The sequence below is a fragment of the Flavobacterium sp. KACC 22763 genome (assembly GCF_028736155.1).
In the GTDB taxonomy this organism is placed as follows: Bacteria; Bacteroidota; Bacteroidia; order Flavobacteriales; family Flavobacteriaceae; genus Flavobacterium.
This window is the reverse complement of sequence record NZ_CP117879.1, coordinates 5,081,012-5,098,159: the sequence shown is the minus strand read 5'-3', so window position 1 is coordinate 5,098,159 and position 17,148 is coordinate 5,081,012. Positions and strand designations below refer to the sequence as shown.

18 protein-coding genes are annotated in these 17,148 nt (G+C 33.4%); 9 read left to right on the top strand and 9 right to left on the bottom strand.

Going from position 1 to position 17,148, the window contains the following annotated elements; genetic code table 11:
- The first annotated feature begins 72 nt into the window (after positions 1–72).
- From PQ463_RS21415 to PQ463_RS21390, 6 genes are all read left to right on the top strand, one after another.
- The gene (locus tag PQ463_RS21415) at positions 73–915 is read left to right on the top strand and encodes a DUF6268 family outer membrane beta-barrel protein (protein ID WP_274255403.1); all 843 of its coding nucleotides are present in this window, start codon (positions 73–75) and stop codon (positions 913–915) included.
- 14 nt (positions 916–929) lie between these two features.
- Positions 930–1,937, top strand: a complete 1,008-nt coding sequence (locus tag PQ463_RS21410; protein ID WP_274255401.1) for a Kelch repeat-containing protein — start codon at positions 930–932, stop codon at positions 1,935–1,937.
- On the top strand, positions 1,924–2,256 hold the full coding sequence (locus tag PQ463_RS21405; protein ID WP_274255400.1) for a DUF4907 domain-containing protein: 333 nt from the start codon (positions 1,924–1,926) through the stop codon (positions 2,254–2,256). The genes PQ463_RS21410 and PQ463_RS21405 overlap by 14 nt, the downstream gene beginning before the upstream one ends.
- Positions 2,257–3,372 carry a sensor histidine kinase gene (locus PQ463_RS21400; protein ID WP_111376660.1) on the top strand — a complete coding sequence of 372 codons (1,116 nt, stop codon included), beginning with the start codon at positions 2,257–2,259 and terminating at the stop codon, positions 3,370–3,372. It begins immediately after the preceding gene.
- A 12-nt stretch (positions 3,373–3,384) separates the two neighbouring features.
- Positions 3,385–4,095: a dioxygenase family protein gene (locus PQ463_RS21395; protein WP_274255398.1), complete on the top strand. Its 711-nt coding sequence runs from the start codon at positions 3,385–3,387 to the stop codon at positions 4,093–4,095.
- A gap of 107 nt (positions 4,096–4,202) precedes the next feature.
- Positions 4,203–4,916 (top strand): LytR/AlgR family response regulator transcription factor, encoded by a 714-nt coding sequence (locus PQ463_RS21390; protein ID WP_274255397.1) that lies wholly within the window; start codon positions 4,203–4,205, stop codon positions 4,914–4,916.
- A 129-nt stretch (positions 4,917–5,045) separates the two neighbouring features.
- Here PQ463_RS21390 and PQ463_RS21385 read toward each other — a convergent pair whose 3' ends face one another.
- A complete protein-coding gene (locus tag PQ463_RS21385) occupies positions 5,046–5,564 on the bottom strand; it encodes a gamma carbonic anhydrase family protein (RefSeq protein WP_129748732.1) in 519 nt (172 codons plus the stop codon).
- Positions 5,565–5,574: 10 nt separating this feature from the next.
- Complete coding sequence (locus PQ463_RS21380; RefSeq protein ID WP_274255396.1) at positions 5,575–6,564, bottom strand: PorP/SprF family type IX secretion system membrane protein; 990 nt, start codon at positions 6,562–6,564, stop codon at positions 5,575–5,577.
- Positions 6,565–6,707: 143 nt separating this feature from the next.
- On the opposite strand from PQ463_RS21380, the gene PQ463_RS21375 reads away from it, so the two are divergent.
- The 3 genes from PQ463_RS21375 to PQ463_RS21365 all read left to right on the top strand — a co-directional run bounded on the left by PQ463_RS21375 (position 6,708) and on the right by PQ463_RS21365 (position 9,056).
- Positions 6,708–7,607, top strand: coding sequence for a NifU family protein (locus tag PQ463_RS21375; protein WP_274255395.1), 900 nt, complete (start codon positions 6,708–6,710; stop codon positions 7,605–7,607).
- A 143-nt stretch (positions 7,608–7,750) separates the two neighbouring features.
- A complete protein-coding gene (locus PQ463_RS21370; protein WP_274255394.1) occupies positions 7,751–8,158 on the top strand; it encodes a YtxH domain-containing protein in 408 nt (135 codons plus the stop codon).
- Between the two features lie 85 nt (positions 8,159–8,243).
- On the top strand, positions 8,244–9,056 hold the full coding sequence (locus PQ463_RS21365; RefSeq protein ID WP_274255393.1) for a mechanosensitive ion channel family protein: 813 nt from the start codon (positions 8,244–8,246) through the stop codon (positions 9,054–9,056).
- On the opposite strand, the gene tsaB is transcribed toward PQ463_RS21365, so the two are convergent.
- The 7 genes from tsaB to PQ463_RS21330 form a co-directional block, all read right to left on the bottom strand.
- Entirely contained in the window at positions 9,057–9,728 is a 672-nt protein-coding gene (gene tsaB / locus PQ463_RS21360) for a tRNA (adenosine(37)-N6)-threonylcarbamoyltransferase complex dimerization subunit type 1 TsaB (protein WP_274255392.1), read from the bottom strand.
- Between the two features lie 110 nt (positions 9,729–9,838).
- Complete coding sequence (locus tag PQ463_RS21355) at positions 9,839–11,131, bottom strand: efflux RND transporter periplasmic adaptor subunit (protein WP_111376651.1); 1,293 nt, start codon at positions 11,129–11,131, stop codon at positions 9,839–9,841.
- Between the two features lie 6 nt (positions 11,132–11,137).
- Positions 11,138–12,520, bottom strand: a complete 1,383-nt coding sequence (locus PQ463_RS21350) for a TolC family protein (RefSeq protein ID WP_274255391.1) — start codon at positions 12,518–12,520, stop codon at positions 11,138–11,140.
- A gap of 85 nt (positions 12,521–12,605) precedes the next feature.
- Positions 12,606–13,727, bottom strand: coding sequence for an efflux RND transporter periplasmic adaptor subunit (locus PQ463_RS21345; RefSeq protein WP_111422459.1), 1,122 nt, complete (start codon positions 13,725–13,727; stop codon positions 12,606–12,608).
- Positions 13,728–13,764: 37 nt separating this feature from the next.
- A complete protein-coding gene (locus PQ463_RS21340; RefSeq protein ID WP_111422460.1) occupies positions 13,765–15,030 on the bottom strand; it encodes an ABC transporter permease in 1,266 nt (421 codons plus the stop codon).
- Between the two features lie 2 nt (positions 15,031–15,032).
- On the bottom strand, positions 15,033–16,277 hold the full coding sequence (locus tag PQ463_RS21335) for an ABC transporter permease (RefSeq protein WP_111376647.1): 1,245 nt from the start codon (positions 16,275–16,277) through the stop codon (positions 15,033–15,035).
- The gene (locus PQ463_RS21330; RefSeq protein ID WP_111376646.1) at positions 16,270–16,971 is read right to left on the bottom strand and encodes an ABC transporter ATP-binding protein; all 702 of its coding nucleotides are present in this window, start codon (positions 16,969–16,971) and stop codon (positions 16,270–16,272) included. Before PQ463_RS21330 ends, PQ463_RS21335 begins: the two co-directional genes overlap by 8 nt.
- Positions 16,972–17,148: the final 177 nt, after the last annotated feature.

Sequence of the window (17,148 nt, the reverse complement as noted above, 5' to 3'; positions counted from 1 at the left end):
AAACACGTCATATATATATCTTCTTTTTTTTAAGGGCATCATCCGTCTAATTTTGAGCCAATAAAATAAATAATGAAAGTAAGGTTTTTAATTTGTTTTCTTTTTTTGATTTCATTTTTAGGTTTAAAAGCTCAGGAAAATTTTAGCGCAGCTATTAATTTCAAAACTGAGCCAACAGAAAAGATAAATTTTAGCGAAACAAACATTGCTATTTTTTATCAGAAAAAACTAGGAACAAAAAGCAAGATAGCGAACACGTTAGAATATTCTAATCTGAAAGTGAATTACGAATTGAATCCCTATAATTTTTATGCCGATCAGGACAAATTCAACCAAGTTCAAAACAAGTTTGAATATTCATCTGAAATAGCAGAAAAGACAAAATGGAAGCTTTCAGTTATTCCAACGGCAAATTTTCAGAGTAAACTGGATTTTTCAGATGTTACTGTTTTAGGAAGTTTAGAAATCAGTCAGCAGATTAGTTCAAAACTGAGTGTAACTGCTGGTGCTGGACGAACATCAATTTTTGGAGCACCTAAGATTACACCGATTGTTGCTTTTGATTATAAAATGAATGAAAAAACCAATTTTAGAATAGGATTCCCAGATTCGAAAATTTCGTATTCCAATAATGATCGAAATAAATTCAGTCTGACAAATAGTTTTAATGGAAACTTTTATCATTTAGACGAAACATCCAGTGCAGATGACAATGCCGAAAAAGCCATTTTATCACAAATGACTTCGGCTTTAGAATACGAAAGAAATGTTGGTGGCAATTGGTTTTTAAATTTTAAAGGCGGTTATGATTTCAACAAAAAATACAATTTAATAGACAGCAATGACCATAAAGCATACGACTATAATACTGGAAATGGCTACGTTTTAGGAATAGGGATCAAATACAAACAATAAATATTAAATACACTATGATTAATCTAAAAAAAGGAATTTTATTCGCAGCGCTTTTTTCAAGCCTCTTTTTTATAAGCTGCAGCAATGACGATGACGACGATGATTTGGTAGGAAACTGGATTAAAAAATCGGCCTTTGATGGCCCTGCAAGATCTAGTGCCACAAGTTTTGTTATTGGAGATTATGCTTATGTAGTTGGCGGCTATACAGGCGATGTTTATTTAAAAGATTTATGGGTTTACAACTCTAATGGAGATTATTGGGAACAGAAAGCTGATTTTGGTGGTATTGGAAGAAGTTCTGCTTCTAGTTTTACACTAAATGACAAAGGATATGTAGGTCTTGGTTATGATGGAACAAACAAACTGAAAGACTTTTACCAATACGATCCTTCTGCAAACAGCTGGACACAAAAAACAGATTTTGCAGGAACAGCTCGTTACGCTGCCGTAGGTTTCCAGGTTGGTGGCAAAGCGTATTTTGGAACAGGTTATGACGGAAATTATTTAAAAGATTTTTATCAGTACGATGATCAGGCCAATACTTGGACTCTTGTAAATGGCTTCAGCGGTAACAAAAGACGTAATGCGACTGTGTTTACAATTGCAGACAAAGCGTATTTGGTAACGGGCGTGAACAACGGCGTTTATCAAGAAGATTTCTGGGAATTTGATCCAGCAACAGATGTTTGGACAAGAAAACGTGATATCGATAAAGATACAGATGATGATTACAGCTACAATGACGATTATGCTATTGTACGTTCTAATGCTTCGAGTTTTTCTATGAATGGCTTAGGATATGTTGTAGGAGGTGAAAATATCAAAACAGTTTGGGAGTATAATCCATCAACTGATTTATGGACAGAAAGAACTCCGATGGAAGGCGCTACAAGAACTGATGCTGTTGGTTTCTCAATCAATAACCGCGGTTTCTATATGCTAGGAAGAGTTGGTTCTACTTACTTTGACGATGCTTGGGAATTCAAGCCATTAGACGAACAAAGCGATGATGATAACTAAAATTAAAAAATTCTTCTGGGCATTACGCCAGAAGAATTTAATTGTTTTTGCACTTCTTTTACTTTTTATTGCCTGCGCAAAAAAAGAAGCTTTAACAACCGCGTCTTTTAAAACAAATTCTGGATGGGGCTATACGATAGCTTACAAAGAAAAAATTGTAATTAAACAGTCTATCATTCCCGTGATAAGTGACACTAAAAGTTTTGATACAGAGAGCGATGCTTTGAAAGTTGCTGCTCTAGTAAAGCAGAAACTCAAACAAAACTTATCTCCAACGGTAACCAAAAATGAACTAATTTTATTAAAAATAAAATTGTAAATGCAGATCGATACCATTAAAAATACAGGCTACAACAAAATACTATTCCATTTTATGATATGGATTTTCTTTATTTTGACTTCTCTAATTCAATTTTACGAAAGTCCATTTAAGCTAGACAACGATTTTTATGCCCAATGGCTTTCTGGAATTTTATTGTTTTATCTGAACTATTTTTATTTGGTTCCAAATTATCTGCTGCAAAAAAAATATTGGCTCTACGGCGCATTTGCTATTGGTCTGATTGCACTATTTATGGCAATACGATTAAATTATTTTGTTCCTGAATTTAGACATTTAAGGCCTGAGAAAATGATGCATTCTGAAACCATTATTCGCGATCCCCATTTTTTACCAAGAGATGGTAAAATGCATCATAGAATAGAAATGAGACAGCCACTTTTTTTTAAAATTGCTCCTTCATTTTTCTATATTCTGATTATTACGATCTCAGCCATTATTAGAACATTGACTGAATTTTATAATAATCAGCAAAATAAACTGATTGCCGAGACTCATCGAACAAATACCGAATTGATTTATTTGCGCAAACAAACCAATCCGCATTTTTTATTTAATTCCTTAAACAGTATTTATTCTCTCGCACACAAAAAATCTGATTTGGTCCCTGATGCCATCGTAACCTTGTCTGAGCTTATGCGGTATATGCTGTATGAGACCGACAACAAAACGGTGGCTTTAGAAAAAGAGGTCAATTATATTCAGAATTATATTGAATTGCAAAAACTGCGATTAAACAATATTGAAGACATTGTAATCAATGTTCATGGTGATACTAAAAACAAGTTTATTGAGCCTTTACTATTGATTTCTTTTGTAGAAAATGCTTTTAAATATGGGACTGATTATAAAGGCGCTGCTCACGTAAAAATCAAGATTCTAATTACAGATCACAATCTTGACTTTTGGATTGAAAATACCATTGAAAATTACGTGAAAGATCCTGAAAATTCAGGAATTGGATTGGTAAATATCCAAAACCGTCTTGATCTTCTATATCCAAACGCACACGAACTTACCATCACACAAGATGATAATTATTACCGAGTTCATTTGAATTTAAAATTAGACGAAATTAAAACCGCAATACACTAAAGAAAACTGATTATGGACAGAAAAAAATTCATCCGAAATGGTATTTTGGGCATTGCTTCATTGGCAAGCGCTTCAAAATTTTTAGAATCTTGTTCTAAAAGTGACAACGATGATACCGAATCAAGCAATTCTGGAGACGGAAGCTGCATGGTTTCTCCTTCAGAAACAAAAGGTCCGTTCCCTATTAAAACGCCGAGTCAATTGGTTTTAGAAAACATCAAATCTGACCGTGTTGGAATTGCGTTATTGATTAATTTAAAAATCGAAAACAAAAAGAATAATTGCGAACCTCTTTCGGGAGTTTTAGTAGATGTTTGGCATTGTGACAAAGACGGAAATTATTCTGAATATGGTGGCACGCAAATGCAGCAAACCGATTACACTTCTGTTCATTTCTTAAGAGGAAGACAGACTTCAAACACTAATGGAGAAGTTTCTTTTATTTCAATTTATCCTGGCTGGTATCAAGGAAGAGCTCCACACGTGCATGTAGAAATTTTATCAAGTACAGGCATTTCATTACTTGTAACTCAGATTGCGTTTCCAGAAACCATTTCGAGTCAGGTTTATTCAAGTACCAATTATGTAGCGCATGGACAGGCAGATACTGCAAATGCAAAAGACAATGTTTTTTCCGATAGTCTAGCCGATGAACTTGCTACACTTACAGGAAACTTAACAGATGGTTATACGCTTACAAAAACGATAACCGTTAACGCATAATGTTGATTTGTAAAAACCAGTATTTTATGAAAATTTTAAAACTTAATTTACTGGTTTCAAACTACTTTTGAATGCAAAATAAATTTTAAAAAACTAATTCAGAAAAGATGAAATGTGTAATTATTGATGACGAACCTTTGGCTGTTGAACTACTACAGGATTTTGTCAAAAAAGTTGATACTTTGGAGCTGATTAGCACTTTCAATAATGCTATTGATGCCGTTTCGTTTATCAATCAGAATAATGTTGATTTGATTTTTCTGGATATTCAGATGCCTCATTTTTCTGGAATTGATTTTTTAAACACTATAGAGAAAAAACCTCTGGTTATTTTTACGACCGCTTATTCTGATTATGCTGTAGAAGGATTTAATCTTGGAGCAGTTGATTATTTAGTAAAACCAATTCCGTTTCATCGCTTTTTAAAAGCTGTAGTTCGCGCTCAGCAAGTTTTACAGCCTGTGTCAACTCAAGCACTTACAGAAAGCAATAATACACCAGAAATCGAACAGGATTTTATGTTTGTTCGCGCTGAATATGAAAATGTAAAATTAAATTTTGCCGATATTCTTTTTATTGAAGGCCTTAAAGATTATGTCAAAATTTACACTACAGATAATAAATTTACACTGACTTTAATTAGCTTAATCAAACTTGAAAATCTGCTTTCAAGCAAAGGTTTTGCAAGAATTCACAGATCGTATATTATCAATATCAAACATGTAAAATCGATTCAGAAAAACAAGGTATTAATAAGCGACAAAAGAATTCCTATCAGCGAAAGCTATAAAAGCACTTTCTTCGAAAAAATCAACCTATAATTTTTTTCAAATTCCAAAAAATGAAAATTCCAAATTCCAAGACTTAACCTTTGGAATTTGGAATTTTCTATTTTGAGATTTCTATTTAGAATTTGGAATTTGGAATTTGGAATTTCAATATTGAAATTTCTATTCTTCGTTTTTGAACCAGCTTGAATACATTACGTAATTATTTGAAATGCGTTCAATTTCTCCAGCAAAATCAGACTGATCTATATCTTTTACTTTTTTGGCAGGAACACCAGCGTAAATACTTCCAGAAGTCACAACCGTATTTTGGGTTACTACAGCTCCGGCAGCAATTATAGCATTGCTTTCTACCACACAATTATCCATTACAATGGCTCCCATTCCGATTAAAACATTATCATGAATTGTACAGCCGTGAACAATTGCATTATGACCAATTGATACATTATTTCCAATAATAGTAGGGTGTTTTTGGTATGTGCAATGAATTACAGCGCCATCTTGAATGTTTACTTTATTTCCAATTTTAATAAAATGAACATCTCCCCTAACAACAGCATTAAACCAAACACTGCAAGATTCTCCAAAAGTAACATCTCCAACAATAGTAGCATTTTCGGCCACATAACAATCCTCTGGAATAAGAGGCGATTTTCCGTTTACAGATTTAATAAGCATAATAATAATTTTAGTTAACTGCAGGACAATTACAGTCGTAACGTTCTTTTCTGCAGAATAAATTAACTCCTAAAGTAATTTGATGAAAGCCGCCTGTATCAAACTTAACATCTCCCATTAGCTGAGTATAAGTATAAGCAAACATAAAGTTCTTGAAATTAACTCCAACAATTGGTGTAAAGTATTGTATTTTTTGAGATGACACACCACTTCCAGAAACATATTGTGCGCCATCAAAACCTCTTCTATAAGATAATGCCGCCCATAGACTTCCAAAATCCATGCTTTTGTAGGCTTTCATATTCAAATCAAGCGTTTTTGCTTTTGTCTGATCAAACAGCTGAAAAAGAATAGAAGGCTCCCAAGTCCAACTGCTATTTTTTCCAAACACATAACCAGCACTAAATAAAAACTTTCTAAGATTATCACTTTCGTAATCTGTATATAGTTCTCTTCTAGTTTCTAACAATCCTTGAACTGTTGCATGCGCATAAAAATCCAAATAATTATATGAAGCTCCAATATCAAGATTAAAATAAGAATCTTTCTGAATCGATCCAAAAACAATCGGATCAAAAGTTCCACCAAATTTTGTTTCGTCCAGTTGGCTTTGTATTAAACCTCCACTAACACCAAAAGACAACTGATTTAAATCCAGTTCATCTCTCGAAAACATAATATGATGTGCATATGTTAGTTTCACACCTTTTTGAGAATGATATCCGTTTTTATCATTAAAAAGAATTATACCAGCTCCAGAACGTTCTCCGACTCTTCCGTTAAAACTTAAAGTCTGCAGGGATGGAGCTTCTTCTTCTCCAAACCATTGTTTTCTGGCTGTTAATCTTATTTTAGCACAGTTGGCCGCACCCGCCATTGAAGGGTGAATTAAGTAATAATTATCAGACAAATAATCAGAATAAACAGGTATTCCCTCCTGAGAATAAGAGTAAAAAGCAGTAATGAGAAAAATTAATAAAACCTTGATTTTTAATTTCATAAAGACAATATTGTTTCAATATAATTTTTACTCTTGCAATTTAACACGATTTATTTGAAAAGAGTCTTAATTATTTCATTAAAAAATCAAATATAGCCATTAGTAGAAAATAACTTTAGTAAATTTGCGAAAAATATATTACCATGACTAAAATCACTATAAAAGAGACTCAAAATCCAACTATTTTAAAGTTTGAGTTTGAGGATTTCATTACTCAGAATCAAAACTTTGAGTTCAAAAATATCGATGAAGCAGGAGCTTCTCCTCTAGCACAGCAATTATTCTATCTGCCATTTGTTAAAACAGTTTATATTTCAGGAAATTTTATCGCTATCGAAAGATATAGCATCGTTGATTGGGATGATGTAAAAGATGCCGTGGCGGAACAAATCAGTGCTTTTGTTGACAAAGGTGGCGTTATCATTAAAATTGATGAAACAAAACCAAAAAAACAACCTATTACGGTATACGGAGAAACAACTCCAAACCCATCTGCATTGAAATTTGTTGTAAGCAGAATGCTTACTCGTAATGCTGTAGAATATAAAAATATCGATCAGACTGCTTCTTCGCCTTTAGCTCAGGAATTATTCAAATTTCCTTATGTGAAAGAAATTTTTATTGATGAAAATTATATTTCAGTAACAAAATATGAAATCAATAATTGGGACGAAATCACTCTAGAATTAAGAACTTTCATTAAACAATTTATAGAAAACGGAGGAACTGTTTTAGATGAAAGTTTAATTGAAACTAAAGCCAAAACTGAAGCTACAAAAGATGAGGCTTTTGATAAATTGGATGTGACTTCTCAGCAAATCATTAACATCTTAGAAGAATATGTAAAACCAGCGGTAGCTGCCGATGGAGGAAACATTGCTTTCGAATCTTATAATGAAGATGACAAAACAGTAAAAGTATTATTGCAAGGTGCTTGCAGTGGATGTCCTTCTTCTACCTTTACCTTAAAAAGCGGTATCGAAAATATGCTAAAAAGCATGCTGAATGATGATGCGATAAAAGTAGAAGCATCAAATGCATAATTCTACAAAACTATTATACAAAGCGTCTCATCGAGACGCTTTTTTTATTATTAATTACTAATTTTCAATTATTTAGCATTAAAAACACAAGTAATTCTATAAAATTAATTAATATTGTATCCTTAACCAATTAATTAAAAACCATGGGAATATCTTCATTTTTTAAAAATTTGTTTGGCTCAACCAAAGAGTCTGTAACTGAATTGGCAAATAATGCCGAAGAGACTTTTGAACAAGCAAAAGAAGCTGCCGCTCCGTATATTGAGAAAGCTGAAGCTTTTGCTGAAGAAACAATCGAAAAAGTAAAAGAAGTTTCAGAACCTATTATTGACCGTGCTTCAGAATATGCTGAAAAAGCAAAAGAAACTGTAAGCGAATATGCAGATAAAGCATCTGAAGCAATAAATGATGTTGTAGATTCTGTTAAAGAAAAAACAGCTTCTCTGGCTTCTGAAGCCCCAAAAACTATTTCTGAAACCGTTGTCGATTCAGGCGAAAAAACTGTTGCCGAAGTAGAAGAATTAGCCGACGACGACACTGAGAAAGCATAAAAGCATTTTTAGGATAATGCAAATATTTTTATATTTGCATTATTAATATACCTTCTCATTTGAGAAGGTTTTTTATTTTAAAATCATGAATCTTAGTCCAGAACAAGTCAGTAAATACATTAGTCGTTTTATTGACATCTTAGTTGATTACTCGCCAAAACTGATTTCCGCATTTTTAATCTTATTTGTTGGTTTGTATGCCATCAGATTGATTAATCGAATTATTAGAAAAATAATGATTCAGCGAAATCTTGATCCTACATTAACCAAATTCTTATCCGACATTTTATTGTGGGCGTTGCGAATATTGTTATTTGTAACCTTTATTTCTAAATTAGGAATAGAAACTTCTTCTTTCGTTGCTATTTTAGGAGCAATGGGTCTTGCGGTTGGTTTATCATTACAAGGATCGCTTTCTAACTTTGCTGGCGGAATGCTAATCATTGTTTTCAAGCCATTTAAAGTAGGAGACACAATAGAAGCACAAGGTGTTGTCGCAACAGTTCTTGAAATTCAGATTTTTGTAACCAAAATGCTTACGGCAAATAATCAGACTGTATTTGTTCCAAATGGTTCTTTGTCTAATGGAAATATCATCAATTACTCAATGCAAGGAGAGAGAAGAGCCGATTTGACTTTTGCTATTTCTTACGATTCAGACATTAAAAAAGCCAAAGAAATTCTTTTAGATGTTTTGAACAAAAACCCTAAGGTATTGAAAAAACCTGCCCCAGAAGTTTTTGTAAAAAATCTGTCAGCAAGTTCTATTGATTTTGCTGTTCGTCCTTGGGCAAAAAATGCTAATTATGGAGCTGTTTTCTCTGAAACTTTAGAGAATTGCAAAATAGCTTTAGATGAAGCTGGAATTTCAGTTCAACCGTATACTATTCAGAAATAATTATTGTTTCTTTGGAGGAGCAATCATAAAATCTTTTAAATAATAAGGTTCAAAATAAGCGACATCTACAGTGTCGCTTATTTGATACTTATCAAAACTGATTTTACTCATCGCTTGCGCAGAAGGATATTTTATGTTTTCTAAAAACTCAAAGTTGTCTTTAGTCAAAACCGTTTTACATTTCTCAGCACAATCGCCAACAAAGTAAAGTTTATCTGTATATTCCTGAAATGAGTTTTCGTCAATGATTTCGGCTTTAATCTCTCTTTCCAGTGTCAAATCATAATTAAAAATGGCGCTATAAACTTCCATTCGGCGAGCATCTAACATTGGTATAATCTTTCCGTCTGTAACTCCTGCTTGTGATGCTAAAGTTTGCATCGTATCAACGGCAATCAGCGGAATATTTAAAGCATAGCATAAACCTTTTGCTGCAGAAACACCAATTCTTAAACCTGTATAAGATCCTGGCCCTTGACTAACAGCAACAGCTTTTAAATCCTGCGCTGATATTCCCGCTTTTTCGATTACTTCTTCAATAAAAACATGAAGTTTTTCGGCGTGTGAATACCCTTCATCTGCCAATTCGCTGCAAACAATGGTCTGACCATCTTTAGCTATAGATACAGAACAATTTTTAGTAGCCGTTTCGATATTGAGAATAAAAGACAAAGTATTAAATTTTAAAATTAATGATTTGATGTCAGGCTGAGCGGAGTCGAAGTCTTTCTTGCTTTAAAGCCTTCGACTCCGCTCAGGATGACAATATGCTTAAATATTTTTTATTTCTTTGGAGCTTCAGCTTTTTTAAGTTTTACCTTATCTCCAGAGTTTAGTTCTTTAGAAACTGTTGTATATGGGCCTGTAATTACAACATCACCAGGTTTCAGTCCAGACATTACTTCGATATTAGTATCGTCCTGAATTCCAGTTTTAATGATTCTAATTTTAGCTTTATCTCCAACTTTCACAAAAACACATTCGAATTTTTTATCGCTTTTTGGAGCTGCCTTTTTATCTTCATTTGGATCTTCAACCGTAAAATCTTTTACAGCCGTAGTATCCGATTTCACTACCACAGAACTAATTGGCACGGCCAAAACATTTGTTTTTGTTGTCGTAATAATATCAACTGTAGCAGTCATTCCAGGTCTAAAAGGAGAATATGTGCTTGGTTTTCCTTCTAATAAATCTTGGTAAGAATCTTTTAAAATACGAACTTTAACTTTAAAATTTGTCACCTGATCTGAAGTTAATGTAGTGCTTGCAGAATTCGAAATACTAGTTACAACTCCTTTAAATTTCTTTTTTAAATAGGCATCAACTTCAACATTTGCTTCGTCTCCTATTTTAATTTTTACAATGTCATTTTCATTCACATCAACTTCAACCTCCATATTATTCAAGTTAGCCACACGCAAAAGTTCTGTTCCTGCCATTTGCTGTGTTCCTAAAACTCTTTCTCCCAATTCTACGTTTAATACAGAAATGGTTCCGTCAGCTGGAGAATAAATTGTGGTACGTCCTAAGTTATCTCGGGCTTCTGTAACAGATGCCGAAGCACTTTGCACATTGTAATAAGCGCTTTGTTTTGTTGCTTTGGCAACTTCAAAAGTAGAAATGGCTTTATCCCAATCTGATTTTGAAATTACTCCTTTATCATACAAAATTTTATTACGCTCATAATTTGCTTTTGCTTCTTTAAAACTGGCGTCAGATTGAGTAAGACTTGCTTTTGTTCCAGCTAAATTTGCAACAGATCTATCTAATCCAGAAGTATATAAATCGGGATTTATCTTTACTAATAAATCCCCTTTTTTTACTACCTGCCCCTCTTTTACATTGAGTGCAATAATTTCACCCGAAACCATAGAGGCAATTTTAACTTCAATTTCGGGTTGGATTTTCCCTGTTGCAGAGACTGTTTCAACAATTGTTGACGCCGTCACTTTTGCAGTTTCTACTTCTTTTCCTTCGTCCTTATTCCCTATTAACCCTGCCTTAGAAAGACCAACCAAAGCCACGATAATAACTACCGCAGCACCTAATAAAGAATAAACTGTTTTTTTCTGCATAATAAATTATTTTGTAATAATTGGAACAATTGGAATTCCGAAATAAAACTCTAATATTTTAATTTTGAACATGTAATCGTATTTTGTTCTGATAACATCAGATTGCGCATTAGTCAATAAGGTTTGTGCTTGTGTGAAATCAAATGAGTTCATTAAACCTACATCATATTTTTCTTTTGCGTAATTGTAAGCCTGCTGTCTTGCTTCTAAAGTTACAGTAGACGATTCGTAAGTATTTAAAGCTCCTCTTGCATCGGTAAATGCCGTATAAACGTTACGTTGCAAATCTAAACTTTTTTGTTCTAAATCTATTTTAGATTTCTCTAAACTTACTTTATTACGCTCTACATTGTTCTTAACTGAGAAACCATTAAAAATTGGAACATTTAACTGCAAACCAAAATTATGACCTTTATTATCACTAAACTGTTGAAAGATAGGATCTGGCCCTACAGTATATGGATTACCAGCTGCATCCAATTTAACTTGATCACTATAACTTGCTCTGGTATTAAATCCATAGAAACCTGAAAGTGTTGGCTGATAAGCTCCTTTAGCAATAGAAACATTTTTCTCAGCGATTTCAAGATTTGTCTGTGCTAATTTTAACTCTGTTCTAGTTTCTTTCGCTTTATTGTAGATTTCAGTTGGAGTTTGAGCTAGAATATTATTTTCATCTGCTACTTTGGTGTCGTCAACTACATCAAAATCTGCGAATTCTTTTAACTGTAAAAGCTGAGCTAAACTCAATTTAGAAATTAATAAATTGTTTTCAGAAACGGCTATGTTTTGTTTATCGGTTGCTACAGTAGCTTTCAAATCGAACAAATCTCCACGCGGAATAGTTCCTGCATTTACCATTTCTTCAGAACGTGCATATCTTTTCTCATCAATTGCCAACTGTTCTTTTTTAACTTTCAAATCTTCTTTGTTAGATAAAATCTGCAAAAATGCACTTGCCACATTTAAAGAAATATCTTCCTGCATTTTTAGCAGCTGATAATGTGAGGCAATAATACTTAATTTTGCCTTTCTCATCGTGTTTTGATTCTGCAGACCTTTGTAGATATCAACTCCTGCATTTAGCCCAATCGAAGAATATTGTGTAGTTTGATTACGCAAAATACCTGTTGTAACATCCTGATTCAAACCGATATTCCAAGAGTGAGAAGCATTTCCATTTACTGATGGAAGATAATTGCCTAAGGCTCCTCTTTTATCTATTTCAGCATTTTTTACGTCTAATTCAGATAGTTTTACTGTGATATTATTTTCGAGTGCATATCTCACACACTCTTCTAATGTCCATTTCTTAGTTTGCGCCTGCCCAGTTAATCCGAAACCGAATAACAATGCTATAACCAGACTATTATATTTATTTATTTTCATATACTTTTAATGAAGGCGCAGTAAACCGAACTACGCAAATTTAACATTTTTAAAACCAAAAAGATCCCTAAGCTTTCAAATTAGCTTATTTTTTTTCTTTGTCTCCTTCGTTAATTAGGCCCTGATTCCAGATTTTAATTTTATCAGTATCATTTACACCGCTTTTAACTTGAACGTAGATTCCGTCGCTTACTCCAAGAACCAAATCTCTTCTTTCAAATTTCTGTGGAGCAGTTTCAACTTCTACATAAGGCTTTTGTGTTTTTTTGTCAAATTGAACTAAAGACTCTTTAATTGCCAAAACCTTCTCTGCTTTTTCTAAAATAATTGAAGCATTAGCACTTAAACCAGCTCTAATAAAAGTATCATCTCTATTAACCATTTGTGCTTTGATTTCAAATTGGATTGCTCCATTTTCTGTAACTCCTTTTGGAGCAATATAATTTAAAACGGCATCAAACTTTTTATTTTCTATCGCACCAATTGTAATCTCAATTGGCATTTTTTCTTTAATTTTTCCAACCTCAGACTCATCGATTTTTCCAATAAAAATCATTCTTCCAACATCGGCAACACTTGCAATTGTAGTTCCTTCGTTGAAGTTATTACTTTCGATAACTTGGTTACCTACTTTTACTGGAACATCTAATACCATTCCGTTAACTGTAGAACGAATTAACGTGTTGGCATAATTCCCCAAAGATGAAGTTGTTCCTGTTTTAACGATATCTAAACCTTGTTTTGCCGCTAAATAGTTTTGTTTTGCCTGATTGTAAGCTAACAATGCAGCGTCATAATCATTTGCAGAAATTACATCTTTCTCAAATAATGTTTTCTGTCTTTTATAGATTTTTTCCTGATTATCTAATGCTATTTTAGCCGTCTGTACTTGATTTTGAGAATTGCTTACATTCGAAACGTTTGCTACAACTCTAATTTTAGCAATCATATCACCAGCTTTGATTTTTTCACCCGCTTTGATGTACACTTCTTCAATAATACCTGAGATATTTGGTTTGATTAGAACCTCTTCATCAGGCTGAATATTACCTGTCGCAATAGTATTTTTTACGATAGTCTTGATTTCTGCTTTTTCCGTTTTAAATACAATCGGCGATTCTTGGTTTTTAGCATACAAATAGTACAGCGCGCCAAAAAAAACAACTGCGATAAATATTAAAATGGTTACGGTTACTCCTTTTTTCATTTGTCTAGGGTTTAATCGATTTATTTTGATTGATAATTTATTCTGTTCTTAAAGCATCTACAGGCTTAACATTGATTGCGGTCTGGGCTGGGATAAATCCAGCAAGCAAACCTGATCCGACCAATATAATTAAAGCCACAAATACAACTCCTAAATCTACGGTTGGATTGGCAAACATAGTATTTTGATCAGGAGGCATCGAGTCTAATGCCATATTTAAAATTGCTATAATTCCTGTAGCAACAGCAATTCCAAGCATACCCGAAATAATAGTTAAAAATATAGACTCAGTTAATATTTGACTTCTAATTGCTCCAGGTGTTGCGCCTAAAGCTCTTCTAATTCCGATTTCTTTTGTGCGTTCTTTAACCACAATCAGCATGATATTCGAAATTCCGATTACGCCCGAAATCAAAACTAATGTTCCTACGAAATAGGCAATTACTTTTAAAATATTAAATAAGCTTTGCACTTTATTAAATTGCTCATACAAATCAAAATTTCCAACCGCTCTCTCATCTGTCGGATTTATAGAATGCAATGATTTTATAATCTCTAAAATTTTAGGCTTTAAATCGGTTATAGAGGTTTCATCTTTTGCCGTAAGTGCCATCCATCCCACTTTGTCTCCATAATTGAAGGCCTGCTGAAAAGTTGTAAACGGAATAAAGATATTCTTTTGTTCCTGTTCTGCATTTCCTCCTTGTTGTTTAGATTTATAAACCCCAACAACCATAAAGTTGATGCTGTTAATTTTAATATAGGTTCCAACAGCTTCCTCTTCTTTACCGTAAAGTTCACTGATTACACCTTTACCAATTACACAGACTTTTCTTCTTTGCTCAATATCCTGCTGGTTTACAAATCTTCCTTTAATGATATCCATCGGCTGTTGTTTAATCAGCTCTGGATAATCTCCGTAAATAGTAAATGCAGAAGTTTTAGTGCCTCTTACAACATTGTTGGTTCCGTTAAAATCACCTAACTGATTTCTTGGTGAAACATATAATAAATCCGGAAGCGCTGCTTTTAAAGCCGTTACATCACTATTTCTAAAATCATAACGTCTTGTCTTTGGCAAACCTTTATAAGCTTTAGACGTAGTTTGACTCCACATAAACATGGTATTAGTCGCAATTCCATCAAAACCTTTTTTGATACCATTTTCCAAACCATTACCCGCAGCAAGTAAAATTACCAAGATAAAAATACCCCAAAAAACACCAAAAGCTGTCAGGATAGTCCTGAAAGGATTGGCGGTTAAGGCCTGTAAAATCTCGTCCCAATTATCTTTTTTAAACATAATTATTCGTCTCTAAGTGCTACAATAGGTTTAATTTTGGCTGCTCTGTAAGCTGGAAAAAATCCTGCCATTGCTCCCGCAAAAACAAGTAATACCAAAGTAGTTAAAGCTACGCTAAAATCTACTTCAGGATTTCTGAAATACTCGCTCTGAACCATCGGACCAACAAATTCCAATAAAGCAAGACTGGCCAATAATCCGACAAAACCTGCAATGGTCGTGATAAAGATCGATTCGTGAAGAATCATCGTGATAATTGAAAAAGGCGAAGCTCCCAACGCTTTTCTAATCCCGATTTCTTTTGTACGTTCTTTTACAATAATAAGCATGATATTACTTACTCCAACTACACCAGCAATAATCGTACATATACCAACCCACCAGAAAAAAAGTCTTATATATAAGTTTAAATCATAAAATTGTTTGGCATCTTTAACTGAGTTATACACTCCTACACCACCATCATCTTCAGGAGCGACAACATTTTTACTCTTTAATAAATCCTTTAAATCCTGGGTAAATTTTTCTGACTGAGCCAATGCTTCATCATAATCTTGCGTCTTTTTTAAGGTAAAAAACAAGTTGCTGATTTTATCACCTCCACCAAACGTCTTCTGAACTGTAGTCAATGGCAAATAAGCACGAGTTTCTTCTCTTTCTCCTCCAGGATCTGTAAAAACACCGACTACTTTAAAGTTGATATTGTTAATCAGAATCTCTTCTCCTATTGCCTCTTTATCTTTAAGCATATCGGTTTTTAGTTTCATTCCGATAACAGCCACTTTGGCGTTACTTTCTAAATCCTTAGCATTGATATAACGTCCCTGAACTATGGTTAAATTTTCAATTCCGCCATAATCTGGATTTACTCCTCTAAACTGATAACTCCCTGATTCTTTACCATAAGCAAAAGACTGTCCCCAATAATTATTTGTTGAAGCTCTTAGATCTAACTTGTCTTCAAATTTCTGCACTGATTGATTGTAATCGCTGTTGCGAAACTGAATCTGTCTTCCAGGATTTAGTCCTTTATATTCTTTCGTAGTTGTTCCAGACCAAACCTCAATAATTCCAGCAGCGTCTCGTTCGAACTGTTTTTCAATTCCGTTCTGAAGACCTTTACCTGCACCAAGCAGGATTACCAAAATAAAGATTCCAGAAGCCACAGAAACTCCTGTTAAGAATGTTCTTAAACGGTTTTTAGAAATGGCTTCAAATATTTCCTGCCAACGTTCAATATTAAACATAAGACGAAGCTCTAACTTGTTCTACTTTTTTATCATCGATAATTAATCCATCTTTCAGGACTACATTTCTTTTGCACATTGCGGCAATATCAGGTTCGTGTGTAACAATTAAAATTGTTTTTCCCTCATCATTAATTCCTTGAATAAGCTCCATAACTTCATAAGAAGTCTTAGTATCCAAAGCTCCCGTTGGCTCATCTGCAAGCAAAACCTTCGGATTTGAAGCTAATGCCCTTGCTATAGCCACACGCTGTTTCTGACCTCCAGAAAGCTCATTTGGTAAGTGGTGAACGTGAGAACCTAAACCTACTTTCTCTAGATATTTCATTGCAATATCATATCGCTCTTTTCTTTTAACTCCCTGATAATACAATGGCATTGCAACATTATCCAGTGCCGTTTTATAATTAATCAAATTAAAAGACTGGAAAACGAATCCTAAGAACTTATTACGATATTTTGAAGCAAGGGTTTCATTTAATTTTTTGATTGGGGTTTTGTCTAAAATATAACTTCCAGAATCGGCTTCATCCAGAATTCCCAAGATGTTAAGAAGTGTTGATTTACCAGAACCAGATGACCCCATGATCGCAACCAATTCTCCTTCTTCTATATTAAAATTTATACCTTTTAATACATGCAATTCAGAACTTCCCATCTTATAGGATTTATGTAAATCTTTAATTTCAATCATGGTATTGTTAAATTTTTTAGACAATAATAACATTTTTATTAAGTAATTTATGATAATAAAAAGTTAATAGTTTTGTTACCTATTAGGTATAAGACTGCATTCTTTAGTTATTGTTACACTTTTTCAATAAAATATGATTGTTTTCGTAATTTTACCTCGTAATAAAAATCATCTTAA